15 protein-coding genes are annotated in these 23,188 nt (G+C 64.0%); 12 read left to right on the forward strand and 3 right to left on the reverse strand.

The features are described 5' to 3' along the window. The first annotated feature begins 166 nt into the window (after positions 1–166). From L4X63_RS18215 to L4X63_RS18255, 9 genes are all read left to right on the forward strand, one after another. Positions 167–1,042, forward strand: coding sequence for a DUF4384 domain-containing protein (locus tag L4X63_RS18215; RefSeq protein ID WP_250680077.1), 876 nt, complete (start codon positions 167–169; stop codon positions 1,040–1,042). Positions 1,043–1,159: 117 nt separating this feature from the next. Further along, positions 1,160–3,514 (forward strand): GNA1162 family protein, encoded by a 2,355-nt coding sequence (locus L4X63_RS18220; RefSeq protein WP_250680078.1) that lies wholly within the window; start codon positions 1,160–1,162, stop codon positions 3,512–3,514. 148 nt (positions 3,515–3,662) lie between these two features. Then, positions 3,663–4,709: a FecR domain-containing protein gene (locus L4X63_RS18225; protein ID WP_250680079.1), complete on the forward strand. Its 1,047-nt coding sequence runs from the start codon at positions 3,663–3,665 to the stop codon at positions 4,707–4,709. Continuing rightward, a complete protein-coding gene (locus L4X63_RS18230) occupies positions 4,706–6,793 on the forward strand; it encodes a CHASE2 domain-containing protein (protein WP_250680080.1) in 2,088 nt (695 codons plus the stop codon). The genes L4X63_RS18225 and L4X63_RS18230 overlap by 4 nt, the downstream gene beginning before the upstream one ends. 263 nt (positions 6,794–7,056) lie before the next feature. Next, positions 7,057–7,815 (forward strand): 3',5'-cyclic-nucleotide phosphodiesterase, encoded by a 759-nt coding sequence (locus L4X63_RS18235; protein ID WP_250680081.1) that lies wholly within the window; start codon positions 7,057–7,059, stop codon positions 7,813–7,815. A gap of 27 nt (positions 7,816–7,842) precedes the next feature. Next, complete coding sequence (locus L4X63_RS18240) at positions 7,843–8,622, forward strand: ABC transporter permease (protein ID WP_250680082.1); 780 nt, start codon at positions 7,843–7,845, stop codon at positions 8,620–8,622. A gap of 5 nt (positions 8,623–8,627) precedes the next feature. After that, a complete protein-coding gene (locus tag L4X63_RS18245; protein WP_250680083.1) occupies positions 8,628–9,284 on the forward strand; it encodes an ATP-binding cassette domain-containing protein in 657 nt (218 codons plus the stop codon). Next, the gene (locus L4X63_RS18250; RefSeq protein ID WP_250680084.1) at positions 9,277–10,263 is read left to right on the forward strand and encodes an MlaD family protein; all 987 of its coding nucleotides are present in this window, start codon (positions 9,277–9,279) and stop codon (positions 10,261–10,263) included. Before L4X63_RS18245 ends, L4X63_RS18250 begins: the two co-directional genes overlap by 8 nt. After that, positions 10,256–11,428 (forward strand): tetratricopeptide repeat protein, encoded by a 1,173-nt coding sequence (locus L4X63_RS18255; RefSeq protein WP_250680085.1) that lies wholly within the window; start codon positions 10,256–10,258, stop codon positions 11,426–11,428. Before L4X63_RS18250 ends, L4X63_RS18255 begins: the two co-directional genes overlap by 8 nt. A gap of 24 nt (positions 11,429–11,452) precedes the next feature. Here the strand turns inward: L4X63_RS18255 and L4X63_RS18260 are convergent, their stop codons facing one another. Beyond that, entirely contained in the window at positions 11,453–11,911 is a 459-nt protein-coding gene (locus tag L4X63_RS18260) for a type II toxin-antitoxin system HicB family antitoxin (protein ID WP_250680086.1), read from the reverse strand. Between the two features lie 372 nt (positions 11,912–12,283). Here L4X63_RS18260 and recC point away from each other — a divergent pair, with 372 nt between their 5' ends. The 3 genes from recC (at position 12,284) to recD (ending at position 21,117) form a co-directional block, all read left to right on the forward strand. Next, a complete protein-coding gene (gene recC, locus L4X63_RS18265; protein WP_250680087.1) occupies positions 12,284–15,478 on the forward strand; it encodes an exodeoxyribonuclease V subunit gamma in 3,195 nt (1,064 codons plus the stop codon). A 175-nt stretch (positions 15,479–15,653) separates the two neighbouring features. After that, positions 15,654–19,265 carry an exodeoxyribonuclease V subunit beta gene (gene recB / locus L4X63_RS18270; RefSeq protein ID WP_250680088.1) on the forward strand — a complete coding sequence of 1,204 codons (3,612 nt, stop codon included), beginning with the start codon at positions 15,654–15,656 and terminating at the stop codon, positions 19,263–19,265. Between the two features lie 4 nt (positions 19,266–19,269). Then, positions 19,270–21,117 (forward strand): exodeoxyribonuclease V subunit alpha, encoded by a 1,848-nt coding sequence (gene recD / locus L4X63_RS18275; RefSeq protein ID WP_250680089.1) that lies wholly within the window; start codon positions 19,270–19,272, stop codon positions 21,115–21,117. A gap of 151 nt (positions 21,118–21,268) precedes the next feature. On the opposite strand, the gene L4X63_RS18280 is transcribed toward recD, so the two are convergent. Both L4X63_RS18280 and L4X63_RS18285 read right to left on the reverse strand, forming a co-directional pair. Next, a complete protein-coding gene (locus tag L4X63_RS18280; protein WP_250680090.1) occupies positions 21,269–21,796 on the reverse strand; it encodes a DUF3332 domain-containing protein in 528 nt (175 codons plus the stop codon). Positions 21,797–21,871: 75 nt separating this feature from the next. Next, positions 21,872–23,113, reverse strand: coding sequence for an OmpA family protein (locus L4X63_RS18285; RefSeq protein ID WP_250680091.1), 1,242 nt, complete (start codon positions 23,111–23,113; stop codon positions 21,872–21,874). Between the last annotated feature and the right edge of the window lie 75 nt (positions 23,114–23,188).

Here is a 23,188-nt window from a genome sequence, read left to right on the forward strand (position 1 = left end):
GACAGCGGCCTCATTCCCCACGCGGGGAAAACCGCCCGCTCGTCCGTCTTTAAAGGACAGTACTTACCAAACCACATTCCCCTTTCCCCTCCCTTAAGCCGGAGGGGAGGCCGTCGGCCCGCCGTTGAGAGGGCTATGGCAATGGGGCATTAACCTTGAGGTGCTCATGAAACGTCTTCTGCTCGCCCTGATCTGTGCAGCCCTTCTCCTTCCGGCCGTAGCCCGCGCCGCCCAGTCGGTCATCATCGAGACCGAGGGGTACTCCTGCATGGGGGACGACAAGTCCCGCAAGCAGACGGAAAGCAGCGCCTACCAGGACGGCAAACGCAAGGCGACCGAATCCGCCGCCACCTACATCGAGTCGGAAACCAAGGTGAAGGACGCCATGCTGGAGAAAGATCTCCTTTCCGCCTACGCGAACGCGCTGGTGAAGGTGCTCCAGGAGATCATGAAGGAATGGTACAAGGACGCCGGCTCGGGGGACTGCTACCGCGTGAAGCTCAAGGTCGAAGTGGTTCCCGACGAAAAGGCAATGGCGGCCCTGGCCAAGAAGGGGGCCGAGGCGCTGGAGAGCGACCCTTCCGCTCCGCTCAACGTGAAGATCTGGACCGACCGGCCGAAGTACTCCGAGAAGGAACCGATCCGCATCTTCGTGAAGGGGAACAAGCCCTTCTATGGCCGGGTGGTTTACAGCCAGGCCGACGGCGGCCATGTCCAGCTGCTGCCCAATCCCTACCGCAAGCTGAACTACTTCAACGGCGGCGTGGTCTACGAGCTTCCCGGCGGCGAAGACCGCTTCAACATGGAGACCTGCGCCCCGTTCGGCAAGGAAAGGATCACCCTCTACGCGAGCACGGCACTGCTTGGGGATATCGAGGTAACCGAGGCCGACGCCGTGTACGAGGTCCGCTCCAAGCCCGCCAGCATCCCCGTTGCCACCCGGGGAATCAAGCTGGTGGCGGGTGACCGGAAAAAGCCCGTGGCGGCCGAGTTCGCCGAGTCGGCGGCCGAGCTGACCACCTCCAAGAAGGCCGAAAAGTAGCGAAATAGTTTCCGGATCAGTCACCATTGTTCGCTCAGCCCACTTCTCCCTCTCCGTCAAGGGGAGGGCAGGGGGGGATGGGGGGCAGCCGTTAGACGTAGAACCCGAGGACGTTCCATGAAAAAAGTCTTGTTGCTCGTTGTTGCCCTGTTCCTTGCCGCCTGCGCCCCCACCTTGAAGATGGAGCAGCACTCCGGAAAGCTCCAGTTGAAGGATGACGAGCTGCCCCGCCAGGTGGCGATCCTTCCCTTCTCTAACGCCACCCAGGAGCCCGGGATCGACGCCATCGTCCGCCGCAACTTTGCCAACCACTTCTCCTCCAAGGCCTACCTCGACATGAAATTGCCGGTGGTGGACGAGAAACTCGTCCTCATGGAAAAGACCACCGGTAAAAAGCCCGACCAGGCGACTCCGGCGGAGCTCTCCGCGGCTCTCGGCTCCGATGGACTCCTCTACGGCAAGGTCACCGACTACAACCGGCTCTGGGCAGGCGTCTACTCGCAATTCGGCGTCGAGGCCGAGGTCTGGCTGGTGAATGCCCGCACCGGCAAGGAAGTCTTCCGCTTCAGGGAATCGGTCCGCTACCACGAAGGGGGCGTTCCCACCTCGCCCCTTTCCATCGTGGTCACCGCGGTCTCCACCGCCATGAACCTCCGCGAAATCCAGAAGGTCCGGATGGTGAACGAGCTCTGTTACAAGTTTATGGAAAAGATCCCCGCTCCCGCGAACCTGGCCCAGGATGGCCGCCCAAGGATCAAGGAAGTGCTGACCAATGCCGCCGACGGACCGTTTGGTCCCCGCAAGGTGATCCACGTCGGCCTGGAAGGGGAGCCGGGCCTGGTAGCAAGCTTCGACATCGGCTCCTTTAAGAAGGGGATCCCGATGAAGGAGGTGAAGCCGGGGATCTACAGCGGCGAATATGCCGTCCTTCCCGGCGACACCACGAGCGACATGCCGATCACCGTCACCTTGAGCCGCCCCGGCGGCTACGACACGACCTGGGTCGACCCCGGCGGCTATGTCGCCATCGACACCACTCCCCCTCCGCCGGTCGCCTCGGTGAAGGCCAAGGGGTACGCCGACCGCGTGGAGCTTAACTGGGAGCCGCTGAAAAACGTTCCCGATCTCAAGGGGTACCGGGTGCTGCGGAGCGACTCCCCGCTTTCCGGTTACCAGGAGCTCGCCGTGGTGGAGGTTCCCTCCTTCGTCGACAGCAAGGCCGAGGCCGGGAAGAGCTACTACTACCGGGTCGCCTCGTTCGACCGGGTCGGCAACCAGGCGGAGCCGGGCGACGGCGTGCGCGGGGGGAGGACCGGCGAGCCGCAGCAGCTTTCCGGCGTCCTCAACGGCGACACTGTCCTGGAGGGCTCCTACCGCGTAACCGCTCCGGTCACGGTCCCCAAAGGGGTCACCCTCACCGTCGACGGCGACAGCCGGCTCTACTTCGCTCCCGATGCCGGGCTCCTGGTCCAGGGGCGCCTGGTCGTCAAGGGGGGCGAATCCCCCGTCCTCTTCATCCCCGCCGCCGATGGGAAATGGGCGGGGATCTCGCTGGATGGGGGCGGGGCGGCCATGAGCCGCTTCACCATCAAAGGCGCGGCCACCGGTATATCCTCGAAGGACGCCGAGCTTCAGGCCGACGGCGGAGTGGTGACCGGATGCCAGACCGGCCTCGCGGTGAGCGGGATGCCGGCGGTGGATATCAAGGGAATGAACGTATCGGGGAACGTCACCGGTCTCAAGCTGACCGGCACCGCGGCCCGCATCACCGGTTCGCTGATTACCCAGAACAAGGAGGGGATCGTCGCCGACGGGTTCTCCGGTGAGATCCGCGACAACAATCTCCTCGAGAACGAGACGAACATCCGTTCCGACAAGCCGCTGGCGGTCGGCCCCAACTGGTTCGGGTCGGTCCAGGGGGATGCCTTGAAGCTTACCCAGGCGAGCGCGGCGCAGGTGTACGACGCACGGGTGCCCGGCGGCGCCCTGGTAGCGCCGGTGGTCGATCCCTACCTGAAGCTCACCCCGGAGGAGCGCCAGCGCAAGGGGACCGAGTACCTTATCGAGGCCGGCAGCTTCTTCCGGCAGAGGAACTACGGGAAGGCTTCGGGGCTCTTCCAGGAGACCCTGAAACTCTCCCCCAGCCCGGAAACCTACTACTACCTGAGCCTCTGCCACCAGGAGATGCAGGAGCAGGACAAGGCCATGAGCGTGCTGAAGGAGGGGACTTCCAAATACTCCCACGACCCGCTCCTGTGGAAGTCGCTCGGCATGCTGCTGTATGAGAAGGGGGACCAGGACGGGGCGCGTAAGGCGCTGGAAGAGGTGATCCGCCTCTCCCCGGAAGATCGTCAGGCGAAGTTCGTATTGAAACGGCTGGTTCCGCCTTCGACGGCACCAGCTCCTGCAGCCTCTCCGACGGCTCCGGCCCCGCAGATGCAGAACCCACCGGCTCAACCGGTGCAGAAATAATAATCGTCCATCATCCCCCCTCCCCAGGAGGGAGGGGGCGAGGGGGTGGGGGAAGGTGCCACGTAAGTGCCGTACTCCGCCTTCCCCCCCACCCCAACCCTCCCCCTCAGGGGGGGAGGGAGATTTTGATTACATGCAAGGGGGCATCATGATCGGAAAGCTTCTCTTTATCTTCATCTCTATCCTGCTGGCCGCCTCCCAGGCCTTGGCCGCCCAGGCCGGCAAGGTGACCAAGGCCAGCGGGACCGTCCTCTATCGGACCGTCAAGGCCGCTTCCTACCATCCTCTCCACGCCGGTCAGCACATCGACGAGGGGAACTGGGTGAAAACCGGCAAGGACGGCTGGATCGAGCTCACCCTGGCCGACAACAGCCGCTTCACCATCGCCAACAACTCCGAACTGGAGATCCAGAGCTACCTGGTGAGTAAGACCAAAAAGACCGGCTCCTTCGGCCTGACCCAGGGGAAACTGAGGGCCAGCGTGATGAAGATCGCCGGGCAGCAGACTGACATCAAGGTAAAGAGCGGGACCGCGGTGGCAGGGGTGAAGGGGACGGAGTTCCTCATGCTCTGCCAGGGGCCGGCCAACATCTTCTTCGGCAACGAAGGGGTCGTCTCGGTCTCCGGTCCCCCGGGCTCCGGGGTGGCGCTCCCTGCCGGCACCATGACCCAGAATACCCGCGGCGAGAAGCCGACCGAAGCCGTCAAGGTCGAGCCCAACACCCCGCTTGCCAAGGCCAAGGACGCCTTCGAGGCCTCCACCGGTGTGCTCCCCCCTGCAGAGTGGGAAGCGACCGACAACCTCCCCAACATCGTCGCCCGCTGGGACATCAGCCATGGCCACTACCTCGCCGATTCCGGTAAGAACGAGGCGGCACTGCAGGTCTTCCAGATCGCCCTCGACCTCACCACCCTGGCCGATATCCGCGCCGACGCCCGGCTGGAGCGCGGTTCGGTGTACGGCCGCCTGATGAACCGCCCGGAGGAGGCGCTGGCCGAGTTCCTGCTGGTCCTCGAGGAGTATCCAAAGATCCCCCAGAAGGAGACCGCGCTCTTCAACGTAGGCGAGACCCTGATGCAGATGGGAAAGAAGGATCTCGCCAAGATGCGGCTCAAGCAGTACCTGGACGAGTATCCCAACGGCCGGTACCGCTCCAGTGTTGAGACGCTTCAGAAGGTGCTCGACCGGCAATGAAGAAGGCGCTGATTTTCGTTGCCATCGCGCTGGCCGCCGCTCTGGCGACCCTTTCCCTTTACCGCGCCAAGTTCCCGTTTGTGGAACAGGTCGACCTGCGTCTCAAGGATGCCCGGTTTCGCGTGAGGGGGGCGGTTAAGCCGCCTCCCGATATCGCCGTGGTGGCCATCGACAACAAGAGCGTCAAGGAGATCGGCCGCTGGCCCTGGTCCCGCGAGATCACCGCCCGGCTTCTCTCCAGGCTGCAGGAGGCGGGCGCCAAGGTCGTCGCCCTCGATATGGTCTTCTCCGAGCCGCAGGGGGTACCGCAGGACCGCGCGCTGGCGCAGGCAGTGGCAAGCTCCCCCAGCCTCGTTTTGGGGTACTTTTTCAGAAACGAAAAGCAGCAACCCGACCCGCGGGCGGTGGAGCAGACCGCCTCCTCCAAGATCAAGTTCCTCAAGCTCGACCCCGGCGTCACCTCCGTCCCTCTCACCGAGTTCACCGACATCGAACCCAACATCGCCGAGATAGGCGCCGGGGCCCGCTCCTTCGGTTTCTTCAACCAGGTCCCCGACGACGACGGGCTGTTCCGGAAGGCCCCGCTCCTTCTCCTCTACGACGGCGACATCTACCCCTCCCTGGGGCTCACCGCCTTGAGCCGCTACCTCGAGAAGGAGCCGATCGTCGAGGTTGGCAGCTTCGGCGTCCGCTCGGTCTCGCTGGGGGATCTCCCGCTCCCGGTCAACGAGCAGGGGCGCCTTTCCCTCAACTACTACGGCCCCGGCGGTACCTTCCCGACCTTTTCCGCCTCCGATGTCATCAACGGGAAGGTCTCCGGCCACGAGCTGAAGGACAAGCTGATCTTCGTCGGCGCCACCGAAACGGGCATCTACGACATGCGCGCGACCCCGTACGACCCGGCGCTCCCCGGGGTGGAGATCCATTGCACGGTGGCAGGCAATACCATCGAGAAACGTTTCCTGATCCGCGACGGGAGGACCATCGGGCTCGAGATGGGATGCATGTTCCTCCTCCCTCTCATTCTGGCCCTTCTCCTCAATACGACGCCGCGCACCCTGGTGGGATTACTCTATTTTTCTCTGTGCAGCGGCTTCTATTTCGTATTAAACTACGTCCTCTTCCGGCGGTTCTCATTGGACCTGAGTGTCATCTTCCCGGTGGCTCCGGTCGTGCTGACCTATATCGGCGCCGAGGCCTACCGTAACCTCGTCATCGAGAAGAAGGGGCGCTACCTGAAGAAGGCGTTTGGCAGCTACGTCTCGCCCGAGCTGGTGGAGGAGATCGTCAGGGATCCGGGGCGGCTCAAGCTGGGCGGGGAGAAGCGCGAGGTCAGCATCCTCTTCTCCGACATCCGCGGCTTCACCACCCTGTCCGAGTCGCTCACTCCTGAGGCGCTGGTGCGGCTTCTCAACCAGTACCTCTCCCCCATGACCCAGATCGTGATGGAGGAGCGGGGAACGCTCGACAAGTTCATCGGCGACGCGGTGATGGCCATCTACAACGCCCCCCTCGACGTCGAAGGGCACGCAGGCCACGCCTGTCGCTCTGCGCTGAAGATGGTGGACCGCCTGAAGGTCCTCAACGAGGAGTTCGCCAAGCAGGGACTGCCGCGGATCGAGATCGGCATCGGGATCAACACCGGCGACGCCGTCGTCGGCAACATGGGCGCCGACATCCGTTTCGACTACACCGCCATCGGCGACAACGTCAACCTTGCTTCGCGGCTGGAGGGGCTCAACAAGCTCTACGGCACCCACATCCTGGTAAGCGAGACCACCCGGGCGCAGTCGGGGGAGGGGTACCACTTCCGCGAGGTCGACCGGGTGAGGGTGAAAGGAAAGCACGAGCCGGTCGCGGTGTACGAGCTTCTCGCGGGCGAGCCGGAATTTGCCGCCAACTATTCCCGGGCGCTCACCCTCTACCGGGGCGAGCATTTCAGCGAGGCGATGGCCATCTTCGCCGAGCTTGCCGCCGCGAAGGAAGACAGGGTCTCCGCCCTCTACGAGGAACGCTGCCGCGAATACATCGCCACCCCCCCCGCCACCGGCTGGGACGGCGTTTACGTGGCGAAGACGAAATAAGGGTGGGTTGTTGCGTTTCACGGTTAGGCCGTTCAACGCAACCTACGAGGTGGGGCACAGGTCCCCCCCCTTTGCGAAGGGGGGACAGGGGGGATTTTGAAGAGGCCGGCAGGTCACTCCGTAGCCGGTTTCCCCCACCCCCTCGCCCCCTCCCTCCAGGGGAGGGGGGATTATGGGTAGGTCGCGTTGAGGAACGAAACGCGATGGGTTCTAAAGCCGGTCCGTCCGGAAACAGTAACTAGTTAGGAAGGGAGTACTGGGCAGTGAAACTACGCGTGCTTGGCTGCTCGGGAGCGGAATTCCCCGGCCATCATCCATCGGCTTTTCTGATCGACGGCTGCCTCCTTTTGGACGGCGGGACCATCGGCGCCGTGCTCGATGAAGAGGACCAGTGGCTGATCAAGGATATCCTGATCACCCACCCCCACCTGGACCATATCCGCGGCATCCCGCTCTTGGCCGACAACATCGTCATCAAGGGGCTCTCCGGCCAGGTCAACGTGATCGGAACCGCCGAGACCTTGGGCGCGCTCAGCTCCCATCTTATGAACGGGCTGATCTGGCCCGATTTCACCAAGATACCGACCCCCGAAAATCCGGTCCTGAGGTTCCGCGAGATCGCCCCCGGCAGCGAGTTCGCCGTCGGTGACTACCGCGTGACCGCCTGCCGCGTCAATCACACGGTCCCCGCGGTCGCCTACCGCATCGAGGGTGGCGGCTCGTCGCTCCTTTACACCGGCGACACCGGTCCCTGCGCACCCCTGTGGGAGATGGCGGGGCACCTCTCGGCCCTCGTCATCGAGGTCTCCTTCCCGAACGAGCTGGAGGAACTGGCCAGCATGACCGGTCACCTCACCCCGCTCCTTTTGCAAAAGGAACTGAAGAAACTCCCGGCTCCCCCTGGACGGATCCTGATCACCCACCTAAAGCCCCAGTACTATGACCAGATCACCGCCCAGCTCGCGGCGCTCGGTCTGGCCGGAGTCGAGGTCATGCGGGACGGGGATGTCTATGAGCTGTAATTCCCGGTCCGGCCAAAAGGACTCCCGATGGTGACCGCGCTGCTGGACGGGCTCGTCACCATGATCGTCTACCTGTACGATCTCACCGAGATGATCCTCAAGGCGTTCCGGGATTCGTTCCTGGTGATCCGCGAGGGGGCCCGTCCGGTCCTCAGCGTCTACCTGCGGCAGGTCTATTTCACCGGCCTTGAGGCGGTGAAGATCGTCATCAGCACCGCGCTCATCATCGGCACCGTGGTCATCACCCAGATCGTCAGCATCGCCGGGACGGGGAGCGAATCTCTCACCGGCAAGGTCCTGGTCTGGATCGTGGTACGGGAACTGGGGCCGCTCTTGACCGCGATCATCGTGGTCGCCCGCTCCGGCACCGCCATCGCCGCGGAATTGAGCCAGATGAAGATCGGCGGCGAGATCGAGTCGCTGGCATTACTGGGGATCCCCCCGGAGAAGTACCTCATCCTCCCGAGGATTTTCGGCGTCGCCACCGCCGTGGTGGTGCTCACCATCTACTTCGAGATAGGGGCGGTGCTGGGTAGCTTCCTGGTCGCCTCCTTCGGGTGGCACGTTCCGTGGGAACAGTACTCCCAGGGAGTCTTCGCCGTGCTGACCATCTGGGAGCTGGCGCTGTCGCTTTTAAAAAGCCTCCTCTTCGGGCTTTTCATCGGGGCCATCTGCTGCCGCCAGGGGCTCTCGGTCGGCAAAAGCGTTACGCAGATCCCGCAGGCCGCCACCAAGGCCGTCATGCAGAGCCTCTTTTTGCTCTTCATCATCGACGGCATCATCTCGCTCTTCTTCCTCATCAGGTGACCGCCATGGATGCCATCGTATTCGACCAGGTGAGGGGAGGGGAGGTGCTGGAGGAGGTAACTCTTTCGGTCCCGCAGGGGAGCCGGGCGGCGGTGATCGCCTCCCGCCAGGAGGAGTGCGACCTCCTGCTGAGGATAATGCTGGGGCTGGCCGCACCCGATTCCGGAACGGTCACCGTGCTGGGGCAGGAGGTCGGGATTCTCTCCGAAAAGGCGCTCAACCATTTGAGGCGGGAAGTGGCCGTGGTCCAAAGCAGCGGCGGGCTGGTCTCCAATCTGAAGGTCTGGGAAAACCTGGTGCTCCCCCTGGAGTATCACTCGAAGCTTTCCGCCCCGGACATCGAAGAACGCGGGACAGCCGCCCTCCAGGATGTCGGTTACACGGGCCGGCTCATGGAGCTCCCCGCCCATCTGTCAGTCTACCAGAAGCGGCAGATCGGGCTGGCCCGGGCCATCATCACCGATCCCCCGCTGGCCGTCTACCAGGGGATCTTCTCGGGGCTGAGCGGGAGCGAGCGAAACGCCCTGGTTGCCGCCATCAACCGGTTCAATAGGCGCAACCCCGAGCGCACCGCACTCTTTCTGTCCACCGACGAGGCGGCCTTAAAGGACCTGGACATCAACCTTCGCATCTCCGTCAAAGGGAGTTCGGCACATGATTAAGCAAGAGGACCCCCGCTTCAGGCACCTGAAGAAGAAAATCACCGTCTTCACCGCGGTGGCTGTTGCCGTCATCGTGGGGGTGGTGGTGCTGATCGGGAAGGAGAACGACCTCTTCACCCAGAAGTACGAGCTGATGTTCACCGTCGACAAGGGTACCGGCTTCAACCGGGGGATGCCGGTCAAGCTCTCCGGCTTCCGGATCGGCCGCATCAAGTCGATCTCGCTGAACGAGACCGCCAAGGTCGACATCGTGCTGCAGATCGACACGGAGTACCGGAAATGGATACGGAAGGATTCGACCGCCAAGCTGGTCAAGGAAGGGCTGGTCGGCGACTCGGTGATCGAGGTCTCGGTCGGTAATCCCCAGCTTCCCGAGCTTAAAGACCGCGAGCGGCTCGCCTACGCGAAGACCAAGGCGCTTGATGAGCTGGCCGACGAGCTGGCTGAGAAGGTCAAGCCGGTCCTCATGGACGTCAAAGACATCATCGGATACATGAACGATCCCAACGGGGATATCAAGACGTCGCTCAGGAACTTCGCCACCCTCTCCGGGAACCTGGAGCTGACCAGGCAGCGGGCGGATCACCTTTTGGACAAGACCACCGACAGCGTCGGGACCATCAGTACCCATGCCGTGAAGGCGGTGGATCAGACTTCCTCCAAACTGTCTTCCGTTCTCGACGACACCTCGGTCACCGTTAAACGGGCCAACGCCTCGCTGCAGAAAGTGGACGAGAAACTGCCGGTTATGCTGGGAAACATGGAGAGCTCCCTGAAGAACGTGGAGGCGATCAGCAAGGACCTCCGCCACACCGAGGAGCAGGTGCTTCCCAAGGTCCCGGCCATGGTGAGGAAATCGGACGAGGCGCTTGACGGAGCCAACACCGTCATCAAGGCGGTCAAGGGTACCTGGCCGATCAGCGGCAAGATCCCGGAGCCGAACGAGAAGCAGTTCGTGGAGGGAGACAGCCATGAATGAGCCGCGGATGATGGCCGACGAGGCGGGCTTCCCCCACCCCCTGACCCCCTCCCTCAAGGGGAGGGGGGGTGTTTCTGCGACGCTGCCCCAGCGTCCCCCCCTTTGCGAAGGGGGGACAGGGGGGATTTTAGCGCTGTCGGAGCCGCGGGCCATGGTTGGCGAGGCGGGCTTCCCCCACCCCCTGGCCCCCTCCCTCAAGGGGAGGGGGGATGTTCCTGCGACGCTGCCCCAGCGTTCCCCCCTTGTTAAAGGGGGGACAGGGGGGATTTGCATCATCGCTCTGCTCACTCTCCTACTCTCCGGCTGCGGCGGCGGAGCCGCGAAACGTCTCCCCCAGGCGCGGCTCGATGCCGTCGCCTGCACCGAGCGCGGGATCGCCGCCCAGGCCGGCGGCCACCAGGACGATGCCCTGGCCCAGTTCGGCGAGGCGCTGAGGCTGCAAAGCTCGATCGAGAACAACGAAGGGATGGTAGTCGCGCTGGTTAACATTGCCAGGACCGAGCGGCTCAAAGGTATGCTGGCCCCGGCACGGGAGTCGATCGACCGGGCGGTTTCCCTGCTCCCGGAATCGTCGACCGTCGCTTCCGAGGTCTGCTTCGAGAAGGCCAAGATCCTCCTCGCCGCGGGAGATCTTGCCGCCGCCAAGGAATGGGCGCTCCGCGCCGAGGGTGCCGAGAAGGGGGATGCCGCCGGAAGGATGGCCAACCTGACCGCGCTCATCTCGCTCAAGCAGGGGCTTCGGGATCAGGCGCGGGAACAGGCGGAGAGGGCGCGTAACCTCAACCGCTCGGTGTCGGCGACGCAGGAGGAAGCCAATTCGCTGAGACTCTTGGCGGAGATTTCGCTGGCAAAAGGTGAGGGGAAGAGTGCGCGGGAGCTGTTCGGGCAGGCGCTTGGGCTCGACAAGGATCTCGGGCTGGGAAGGAAAGTGGCAGCCGACCTGCGCGGCGTAGCCTGCGCCGCCGCCGTCGAGGGGGACAAAGCCTCCGCCATCGCCTATTACCGCCGTTCCATGGAGGCCAGTCTCAACGGCGGTGACCGTTCCGCTGCCGCCGGCGACATGGCCCGCCTCGCCGGCCTCTACCGCGCCACCGGCCAAGAAAAGCTCGCCCGTCAGATCGAGGAAGACCTTAATAAACTCCCCCCGGCGACCCCGCCCAATTGACAGAGCAACTGCGGCAAACGATACTCAGATCTCGTCCCCCGGCAGAGGGGTGCGGTCCTTCACCTTGGCCAAGACCCGATCGAAGTCGTCTCTTGTTCGTCCCATGCTTTCGGCGATGAGAGTCAAAACCAAGGTGTTGAGGCTGACGCCTTCCTGTTGAGCCATGGAGACTAAACGGGCATGCATGGACTTCGGAAGTCGCGCCACGAATTTCCCCGATACCTGGGCCAACTCCACAGGTCTTGCGGTCGGTTTAGGAATAGGTCTTCCCATGTCGACCGCTGCAGCGACCCATGAGGAAAAGGCATCCCGGCCGTTGGCGACCGCCTCCTCCACGGTAGCACCGTCAGACATGCAGCCCGGGAGGTCAGGAAACGTTATAAGAAAGCCTCCACCATCCTCCACTGAAAGGGGGGAGACTTCATGCATGTATTCTTCAAAGGCATGGGGAGGGGGGACGGGTTTTATTTTCTTGATGCTCATTGATTGCTTCTCCTTGCCAGGTCGATCAGAGCGACCAATTGCCTTATATAAATCGGCTTAATCGGCCGATGGGCCGGAACTGTGACGCTTAGTTCAATTCCGGGAAACGAGAATGTGTGATGGCTCCCGCCGTGATTGCGTATCTCGATGCCATATCTGGCCGCCACGGAAATCAGCTATTCGCCAATCCCGAGGGTTGGTGCGCATTTTTTGGAGTATTTTTCCCGCAGTGGTCATAGCTTGATGGTACTGGATATAGTACTACGCGTCAACGGCTGAGGTGGTGGAGGTTTGCTGCGACTTTTCCTGTCGCCCCCTCCCGCTACCCTGTAACAAAGGAAGAAGTCCCAAGACTCCTCAAAGGATCCCGTCATGTCCCTCAATATCTACACGAGCAACCGGTTGGAAAACCTGGTGGAGGCACTGGCCGAAGTTCTGCGCCAGCCGCTCGCCTCGCCGTTTACCCCGGAACTGCTGGTGGTGCAGAGAAAGGGGATGCAGCGCTGGATCGCCATGGAGCTGGCCGGGAAGCTCGGCATCTGGGCCAACTGCGAGTATCCCTTTCCCAACAAGATGGCCTGGCAGCTCTTCGCCCGCACCCTCCCGGGGATCGGCGACACCTCCTTCTTCTCGGCCCCCATCATGACCTGGAAGATCGTCGAGATGCTCCCCGCTTTCCTCCACCGGGAGGAGTTCGCTCCCCTGCGCCATTACCTGGCGGACGACCGCGACGGTCTCAAACGCTTCCAGCTCGCTTCCCGTGTCGCCGACACCTTCGACCAGTACACCTTCTTCCGCCCGGAGATGCTCCTTGAGTGGGAAGCGGGGAAGGGGGGCGATTGGCAGGAAATCCTCTGGCGCGAGCTCTCCCGCTTCGGCGGCGGTCAGCATCGCGGCAGGCTCAAGTACGAGTTCTCCCGGCTCCTCCAGGAGTCTTCGCCGGGTGACCCCGCGCTCCCCGAGCGGATCACCGTCTTCGGTGTTTCCTATCTTCCCCAGTACCATCTCGATATTCTGGCCGATGCCGCGCGCCATACCACCGTCAACCTCTTCCTGTTGAGCCCTTGCCGCGAGTACTGGGGCGATATCGTCACCCCCCGCGAGATGGCCCGCCTGAGGGCGGACGAGCAGGAGTACGTGACCGAAGGAAACCCGCTCCTCGCCTCGCTCGGCAAGCTGGCCCGCGACTTCTCCAACATGGTGATCGACGGCGGCAGCGCCGTGGTGTCCGAGACCGACCTCTACCGCGACCCCGGCGACGCGACGCTCCTGGCCGCCGTCCAATCCGACATCCTGAATCTCCGCGGAGCGGGGCTGGAGGAGAAGCGGATCATCGCGCCCGAAGACCGCTCGTTGCAGATCCACTCCTGCCACAGCCCGTTGCGCGAGATCGAGGTGCTGCACGACAACCTGCTGGATCTCCTCGCCTCCGATCCCACCCTGGAGTGCCGCGACATCGTGGTGATGACCCCCGACATCGAGAGCTACGCTCCCTACGTCTCCATGGTCTTCGACGGGGGCAGCGATCCCTCCAAGAAAATCCCCTTCTCCATCGCCGACCGAAGCCTTGCCAGTGAAGGAGCGGTAGCCGCCGTCCTCCTGAAGCTCCTCACCCTGGCGGGAAGCCGCCTGACCGCCACCGCGGTCTTCGACCTCCTGGAATCCCCTCCCGTCCGGGCGCGCTTCGGGCTCGATCTTCAGGAGTTGGAGCTGATCCGGGGGTGGATCGAGGAGACCCGCATCCGCTGGGGGATCGACGAGCAGCATCGCGCGAGCCTCGGGCTCCCCGCTTACCGCGACAACTCCTGGAGCGCCGGGCTGGACCGTCTGCTCCTGGGATACGCCATGCCCGAGGATGATGATCTCCTCTTCAACGGCGTCCTTCCCTACGGCGAGATCGAAGGGAACAGCGCCCGCACACTCGGTAAGTTCGCCGACTTCCTGCGCCACGTCCTCGACCTTTCCCGCACCCTTACCCATCCGCGCGCGCTTCCCGAATGGCGACGGGAACTGATCCGCCTGCTGGGCGACTTCGTGGAGGCCGGGGACGAGTTGGCCCATGAGCTTTCCGCCATCACCAAGGTGGTGGGCTCTCTCGACGAGGGTGCCGAAAAGGCCGGCTTCTCCGGCCCGGTCGACCTCGCGGTGATCCGTTCCTGGCTCACCTCGCGGCTGGGCGAAGAAGAGCAGGGAACCGGCTTTTTGACCGGCTCGGTGACCTTCTGCGCGATGCTTCCCATGCGGAGCATCCCGTTCCGCGTGGTGGCGCTGATCGGCATGGACGACAAGGCGTTCCCGCGCCAGAGCCGTCCCCCCGGTTTCGACCTCATCGCGCGCCACCCGCGCAAAGGGGACCGCTCCGTGCGCGACGAGGATCGCTACCTCTTCCTCGAATGCCTGATGTCCGCCCGCGAGTACTTCTACCTGAGCTACGTCGGGCAGAGCATCAAGGACAATAGCGCCATCCCTCCCTCGGTGCTGGTCAGCGAGCTGATCGACGCCGTCGGTAAGGGATTCGCCGTGCCTGAAGGGAAGGTCGAGGAGCGGCTGGTCATCCGCCATCGGCTCCAGGCTTTCAGCAAGAGCTATTTCCTCCCGGATTCCGGCCTTTTCAGCTACTCCACCGAAAACTATGCCGCCCTGGTGGAAGCCGCCGGCCACGCGGCGCCGCCGTCGCATTTCATCTCCGCCGGGTTGAAAGAGCCCCCCGAGGAGATGCGCAACGTGACGTTAAAGCAGCTGGTGAGCTTCTTCGCCAATCCCTCCCGGTTCCTGTTGGAGAGCCGCCTCGGGATCAGGCTGGAGGATCTCGCCGTGCCGCTGGAAGAGCGGGAGGCCTTCGCCGTCGATCACCTCGACGCTTACGGTATCAAGCAGCAGATTCTCGCCCGCAGGCTTTCCCGTTGCGACCTGGAGCCTCTCTTCGCCGCGACCAGGGGGAGGGGGATGCTGCCGCCCGCCCGCCATGGCGACCTGGTGCTCGCCAAAACTGTGGCCGAAGTGGACGAGCTCGCCGCCGCCATCGAGACCTTCATCGACGGGGAGGAGCAACTGGAGCCGGTGCGCTTCGAGAGCAACCTGGGGCCGTTCCTGTTCAGCGGGCAGCTGGCCGGGATCTGGCCCTCCTGCAAGGTGAGTTACCGCTGCGCGAAGATGAAGGCCAAGGACGAAATCTCCTGCTGGATCGAGCACCTGGTGCTGAATGCGATGGCCCCGGAAGGATATCCGCGCGAGAGCGTGCTGGCGATGAAGGACGGGGCGGTACGGTTCAAGCCGGTGGACGGGGCAGTGGAGATGCTGGCCTCGCTGCTCGGCTGTTACTGGCAGGGACTTAAGGCGCCGCTGCGCTTTTTCCCGGCCTCTTCGCTTGAGTACGTATCCAGCGGGTGGGACCTCTCCAAGGCGCTCAAGAAATGGGAGAGCGGCTACAACTACGAGGGGGAGCAGGAGGACCGCCACTTCCAGCTCTGTTTCGGCCGCGAGGAGACCCCCTTAAACTGCGATTTCGAAAGCTGCGCCCGCCAGCTCCTCGACCCCCTGATCGCTCACCGAGAGACGATCAAGTAGAGTGTTTAGTTCCCTCCCCCCTTGAGGGGGAGGGCTAGGGTGAGGGGGAGGCCGGCATCGGCACTCCGTTGACGTTTCCCCCACCCCCTCGCCCCCTCCCTCCAGGGGAGGGGGGACGTGAAGCAGGGTTCTCTCCCTACAGGGGAGGGTGGGATGAGGGACGTAAAGGACTGAGATGAATGAACTTGATCATATAAACGTCGAGCTGGCGGGGACGAACCTCATCGAGGCCAGCGCGGGGACCGGCAAGACCTACGCGATTGCCTGCCTCTACCTGCGCCTGCTGGTCGAGCTCGACCTGACCCCGGAGAAGATCCTGGTGGTGACCTATACCGAGGCCGCCACCGAGGAGCTGCGGGGCCGCGTCCGCGCCCGCATCCGCGAGACCTTGGAGCTTTTCGAAGGGGGCGTAACCGACGACGATTTCCTCCGCGGCTTGCTGGAAAACACCAACGGGAGAGGGCCGGAGACCGCCGTAGCTCGCGAGCGGCTCGACCGAGCTCTCAAGTCCTTCGACCAGGCCTCCATCTTCACCATTCACGGCTTCTGCCTGCGCGCATTGCAGGATAACGCCTTCGAGAGCGGCTCGCTCTACGACACCGAACTCCTCACCGATCAGCGTGAGCTTCTCCGCGAGGTAGTGGACGATTTCTGGCGGCAGCGCTTCTTCACCGACCCGGCGCCACTCCTTGGCTACGCGTTGAGAAAAGGGCTTACCCCCGATTACTTCATGGACTTCCTGAAGGGACTGCTGGGCGATCCCAAGCTGACCATCCTCCCCGAACTGGACCCCGCCGGCGTCGAAAAGCTCGAGTCGCGCGTAGAGGCTGCTTTCGTCGAGGTAAAGGGCGCGTGGCAGCAGCACCATGACGAAATCCGCGAGCTCCTGGAAACGAGCAAGGCTCTTTCACGGGCCCAGGACGCTTACAAGGCCGAGCTCCTTCCCGCGATCCTGGAGGGGATGGACCGCTTCGTGGCGGGAAACGATCCCTACGACCTCTCCGCGGATTTCGCGAAGCTCACCACGGCGGGGATCGCCAAAGGGACCAAGGGAAAGTCCACCCCGCCCGAGCATCCGTTCTTCCTCGTCTGCGACCGGCTCCACTCCGCCGTCTCCGAACGCTTCCTCGCCCTGCGCTCCGAGCTGATCTCCTTCGCCCGCGAAAGGCTTCCCGAGCTGAAGCGGCAGCGAAACGTCCGCTGCTTCGACGACCTCTTGACCTCGCTCTACGACGGCCTCCATGGCGGGCGCGGCGACGACCTCGCCGAAAGCCTCCGTAATCGTTACTGCGCGGCGCTGATCGACGAATTCCAGGACACAGACCCCGTCCAGTTCGACATCTTCCGGCGGATCTACGGAGACTCCGGGCTCCCCCTGTTCCTGATCGGGGACCCGAAGCAGGCCATCTACTCCTTCCGCGGCGCCGACATCTTCGCCTACCTCGAGGCCTCGCGCGACGTCGAGGCGGAGCGGCGCTTCACCTTGACCCGTAACTGGCGCTCGGCTCCGCGTCTCCTGGACGCCTTTAACCTTGTCTACCGAAACGGGGATAATCCCTTCGTTTTTGAAGAGATCCAGTTCCACGCCGCCCAGGCCGGAAAAGCGGACCAAGCCTCCGCCCTCACCGTACCGGAAGGGGAGGAGGCTCCCCTCAAAATCTGGCATCTGCCGGTGGACGAAAACGGCAAGGAGGCGACCGTCACCCAGGCCGGGCAGCGGATTCCCGGTGCGGTGGCCGCCGAGATCGCACGACTGCTGGCGGCCGGACGGGAGAGCGAGCTCTCCATCGGCGACAAGCCGCTCCTGCCCGAGCACATCGCCGTCATCGTAAGGAAGCACGATCAGGGTGGCCAGGTCCAGGAGGCGCTTCGCAGGCTCGGCATCCCCAGCGTGGTCCGTAGCGACAAGAGCATCTTCACCACCCGCGAGGCGGTGGAGGTCTGCACGGTGCTGAACGCGGTGGCCGCCCCCGGCAACGAATCGAAGCTCCGCGCCGCCCTGGTGACCGATCTCCTCGGGCTTAACGGCGACGACATCCACGAGCTATTGGAGGACGAGCCGGCCTGGGAAGCGTGGCTGGAGAAATTCCGGGAGTACCACCAGCTCTGGCTGGAAAAAGGCTTCATGGTGATGGCGCGGGCGCTGTTGGCTTCGGAAGGGGTGCGCGGCCGCCTGCTGGCCCGCCCGGACGGCGAACGCTCGCTGACCAACATCCTCCACTGCTTTGAGATCCTCCACAAGGCGTCGCAGGAGCGCGGGCTCGGCGCCGAGGGGCTGGTGACCTGGCTCGGCGAGAGGATCAGCGCCCAGGACCGCCACGAGGAGTACCAGATCCGCCTGGAGACCGACGAGAAGGCGGTGAAGATCCTCACCATCCACGTCAGCAAGGGGCTCGAATACCCCATCGTTTTCTGCCCCTACCACTGGGCAGGGCTGCGGGAGCCGGACGAGGTCATCGCCTACCACGACGGCTACCGCCTCACCAAAGATTTCGGCTCCTCCCAGCGGGCGTCCCGGGTGGCGGCAGCCCAGAAGGAATCCCTCGCCGAAGAGCTGCGCCTTCTCTACGTCGCGCTGACCCGCGCCAAGTACCGCTGCTACCTGGTGGGGGGGAAGATCTCGGGGGCGGCCAAGAACCGGCCGGAAACCTCGCCTATCTCCTATCTTCTTCACGCTTCCGAGGGTGCCAGGGGGGCCAAGGAGCCGGTCGGGGTGCTGGCCGGAGAGGTGAAGAAATTATCCGCCGCCGAGGTGCTCGAACAGCTCGAAGAGTTGGCCGCGCAGGATGAGGGAACCATCTCCATCGATCCGCTCCCCGGGGACGAGATCGCGGAGGGGTATCGCCCCGAGCAGGATAGACCTGTCGTCTATCGCTGCCGAGATTTCGACCGTGCCATCGACCGCGAGTGGAGGATCTCAAGCTTTACCTCGCTGGCCGCCCACGACCAGGCACCCCACGAGCTTCCCGAGCGCGACCAGACGGTGGGGGACGATCCCACCGCCGCCCCGGCACCGGTCCGCCCCGATGGGCAGCAAAAGAACATCTTCACCTTTCCCCGCGGGGCGAGCGCCGGCATCTTCCTGCACGAGATCTTCGAGAAGCTCGACTTTGCCGGCTGCAACGGCGAGAAGGCCGCCGGCCTGGTCGGCGCCTGCCTGGAAGGGCACAACATCGACCCCGAGTGGGCCCCCTCCATCCGCGACATGGTTGACCACGTGGTTTCCACGCCGCTGTCGGCCCCGGAGGGCTCCTTCACCCTGGCCGATCTCCGTCCCGGACGCTGGCTCACCGAGCTGGAATTTTTCTTTCCGCTCAAGTTCGTTACCTCGGCCACCCTCAGGGAGTTCTTCAAGAAGTGGAGCGGTGTGGAAGGGTGCTCGGATCTGCTCCATCTCTGCCAGTCGCTCCGTTTCCGCCCCGTGAAGGGGATGGTCAAAGGTTTCATGGACTTGGTCTTCGAGCACGGGGGGCGCTACTACCTGGCCGACTGGAAATCGAACCACCTGGGATACCGGGCGGAGGATTACCACCGCGACGCGCTGCAAGGCGCCATGGCGCAGCACATGTACACCCTGCAGTATCTCCTCTACACGGTGGCGCTCAACCGCTACCTTTCCCTGCGGGTCCCCGGCTACCGCTACGACACCCACTTCGGCGGCGTCCTGTACATCTTCCTGCGCGGGGCCGCCAAGGAGCAGGGTGAGCGCTACGGCATCTTCCGCGACCTCCCCCCGGCCGCCATGATCGATGAGCTGACCGGCTGCCTGATCCAGGCGGGAGGGTGACCCTATGACCATCTCTTTTCAACTGAACCCGACCGACCGGCACTTCGCCGACTTCCTGCAACGCCAGGGTGGGGGCTCTTCGCCGCTCTTCTCGCTCGCCTCCTCGCTGGTCAGTAACGCCGTGGTGGGGGGGAACGTTTGCCTCGACCTGGCGGATATCGCCGGGACCACCATCGAGGTGGACGCCGCTCACGTCTCCCTGCCGCCGCTGGAGGAGATCAAGGCGGCCCTTTTGAAGAGCCCCTGCGTGACCGCTGCCGGGGAGTTCCGGCCGCTGGTCCTGGACGGCGACCGGCTCTACCTCTACCGTTACTGGCGCTACGAGCGGGACCTGGTGCGGGTGCTCCTGCACCGCTCGGCTCCCGCCCCGGGGGATCTCGACCTCCCGCTTCTCAGGGCAGGGGTGGAGCGTCTCTTCGGTTCCGCCCGGGCAGGGGAGACCGACTGGCAGAAAGTGGCGGCCCTGGCCGCCCTCTGGAAGCCGCTGACGGTGGTTTCCGGCGGCCCGGGCACCGGCAAGACCTCCACGGTCATCAAGATCCTGGCGCTGCTTCTCGAACAGGCCAAGGGGGGCCATCTCCGGATCGCCCTGACCGCTCCCACCGGGAAGGCGGCTGCCCGCCTGAAGGATTCCATCCGGGGGATGAAGGAGCGGCTCGATTGCTCCTCTGAAATCAGGAACCTCATTCCGGAAGAGGTCACCACCATCCACCGCCTCCTGGGGGTGCGCGGGGGCTCGCTCCGTTTCCGGCACGACGCCGACAACCCGCTGCCGCATGACGTGGTGATCGTGGACGAGGCCTCCATGGTAGCCATGCCGCTCATGGCGAGGCTCGCCATCGCCCTTCGCCCGGCCACGCGCCTGATCCTGCTGGGGGACCGTGACCAGCTGGCCTCGGTCGAGGCGGGTGCGGTGCTGGGGGACATCTGCGGCGGCGGGAGGAGCGAGCCGTTCTCGGCAGCCTTCTCCGCCTTCGTGAGGGAGGTGGGCGGGGAGGAGCTTCCGGTCCCGGTCGCTCAGGGCGAGGATGTGACGGCTTCCGTTACCGGGACGGAGATCCCGCTCGCCGACTCCCTGGTGGTGCTCAAGAGGAACTACCGCTTCGGCGCCGACAGCGGCATCGGGGCCGCCGCCCGGGCGGTAAACGGCGGTGAGGGGATACGGGCCCTGGAGATCCTGACCGGAGATGAGTTTGGCGAGGTAGAGTGGCAGGATATGCCGGCGCCGGAGCGTCTGAAGAAGGCGCTAGCCGCCAAGGTCGAGGAGGGGTACGCGCCGTACCTCGCCGCCCCGGCTCCCGGGGATGCGCTCCGGCTTTTCGACCGTTTCCGCTTGCTCTGCGCGTTGAGAAACGGTCCGGCCGGCGTGGCCGGGGTGAACGAGATCGTCGAAGAGATCCTGGCCGAGAAGGGGCTCATCGACCGGAGCTCCCGCTGGTACCGGGGGCGCCCGGTGATGATCACCGTCAACGACTACAACCTCAAGCTCTTCAACGGCGACATCGGCATCGTGCTGCCGGACCCCGACTCGGACGGGATGCCGCGGGTCTGGTTCCCCGCCCCCGACGGAGGGGTGCGCAAGGTCTCCCCCGCCCGGCTCCCCGAGCACGAGACGGTCTTTGCCATGACCGTTCACAAGAGCCAGGGTTCCGAGTTCGAGTCGGTGCTGATGCTCCTTCCCGGTCACGAGAGCGAGACCCTCACCCGCGAGCTCATCTACACCGGCATCACCCGCGCAAGGAGCCGGGCCGCCATCTGGGGCGAAAAGCCGGTCTTCCTGGAAGGGGTCTCCCGCCGCGTCGAGCGGACCTCCGGGCTGAGAAAGGCGTTGTGGAAGGATGATGGGGAATGATTCAAAGTCCCCCCTTTTACAAAGGGGGCTGGACTACCGGGATTCCCGGAAGATTCTTTGCGAAGGGGAGACCGGGGGGAATGACGGGGCGGACGCAAAAAGGGCCGGTCTTGCGACCGGCCCCCTTTGGTTAGGCTGATGCTCCTGCCGGTTAGCGGTAGAAGGTGTCGGTTGCTTCGTTGGCTGCCATGCCGGTGCCGCTCTGGACACGGACGCCACCTTTCTCGACGAAGGCGAGGAAGTCGGTGATCTTGCCGTGCTGGTCGAGAGTGGCCTGGGACTGCCCGCTCTTCGCGTTCCAGTTGATGGCCATGGTGTCGACGTGGCTGCCGCTGCGGTAGTGGTCGATCAGGTAGGAGACCTGGTCGCCATGCTTGGTGGCTTTCACGTGGTAGGTGTCCGCCTTATCGGTGTACTGGAACTCCTTCTCTCCCTCGGCGACCGGGTTCTTGCCGCTCCAGAACTCGATGGTGTTGAACACCACGAAGTCGGCAAGGGCCGAGACGCCGTAAACCGGGACGATGATGAACACCCAGGTCACCAGGCTGCGCAGGAACTTGTCCTGGACCTCGCCGTTCACCTGGTATACCTTGCGGGTCAGCGCAAATTTGCCGTAGCACCCTTGCAGCGACGTCATGGCGATGGCAAGGGCCAGCGTCAGGGAAATCATCCTATTCATGTGGTTCCTCCTGGTTGTGGAATACGACTCTAATGCAAAGTTTACCTGACGCCGCTCAAATGGCCATCCCCTTCATTAATTGCACGAGAAATTAGCCTCGATCCGGCGGTTCTTGGCCCTTCCCGCTGCGGTTTTGTTGTCCGCGATTGGCTTTTTGGGGCCGTAACCGGCCGCCTTGATCCGGTCGGGGGCGACGCCGAACTTGTCGATCAGGTATTTCCTGATGCTGTCCGCCCGCTTCTGGGAGAGGGACATGTTAGCTGCCCTGTTGCCGACGCTGTCGGTGTACCCTTCGATGGTGCCGGTTGCGGCCGGGTACCGCTTGAGGAAATCCGCCACGCTCAAGAGGGCGGTGCTGTACTGCGGCTTGATGTCCCACTTGTTGGTATCGAAGTGGATGTCGAGGACGGTCGGCTTGCAGAGGTCGACGACCGGCGCGGCCTGGGGCGGCGGCTCGACCGGCGGAGGAGTGGTCACCGCCACCCGGGCGGAACTGGTCACCGAGCCGCCGGCTCCGTTGCAGGTCAGGGTATAGGAGGTGTCCTCGGCCGGGGTGACCGGCATGCTCCCCTGCAGGTTGACGGCGCCGACGCCTTGGTCGATCGCGCAGTCGGAAGCGTTACGCGAGCTCCACATGAGGGTGGCACTCTGTCCCTTCATGACCGTCTGGGGCTGTACCGCCAGGTTGTTGCTCGGGAGGAGCGGTTTCGGGGCGGGGGCCGGTACCGGTGCCGGGGGCGGCAGCTGCACGGTGGCGCGGGCGGTGTCCTTGGCGGTCCCGCCTTCCCCGGTGCAGGTCAGGGTGTAGACCATGGTGTCGTCCGGGGTGACCTGCATGGAGCCGGAGGCCGGTACCGCCCCGATTCCCGGCTGGATGTCGCAGTTGGTGGCATCCTTCGACGTCCAGGAGAGGGTGGCGGAGTCCCCTTTGGTCACCGTCGCCGGGGTGAGGGTCAAGGTGTCGCTTGGCACCGGGTACACCGCTTTGGGAACCGCCGGGCAGAGGGCATTGGCCTTGGCGGTCGCCTCCTTGGCCAGCTGGGCGCCTTCCTCGGTGAAGCAGGCCCGGTAGACGTCGTAGGCGTGGTTCTTGGCATCTTCCGCGGACTTGAACTCATTGGGGCACTGCTTGTCCTTGCCTGCGGCGCGAGCCGATTCGACGGCGCGGTCGGCCTCCTGCATCTCGTAGCGAATGTAGTGGCCGGGGATGCTCCCACGATGGGTGTTCACCTCGTAGTTGGCGCATCCGGCGATCATCCCGGACGACACCAGCAAGGCGGAAAGTACAACTCGAGTGACAAAAGTTCTTTGTTCCATTTCATCCTCCTTTTTGATAGGTCCCGTTTCCAACGAATAACAATTGGAGTGTTGGTAAATACTAATGTTGCTGTT

The organism is Geomonas sp. Red32 (assembly GCF_023652955.1).
In the GTDB taxonomy this organism is placed as follows: domain Bacteria; phylum Desulfobacterota; class Desulfuromonadia; order Geobacterales; family Geobacteraceae; genus Geomonas.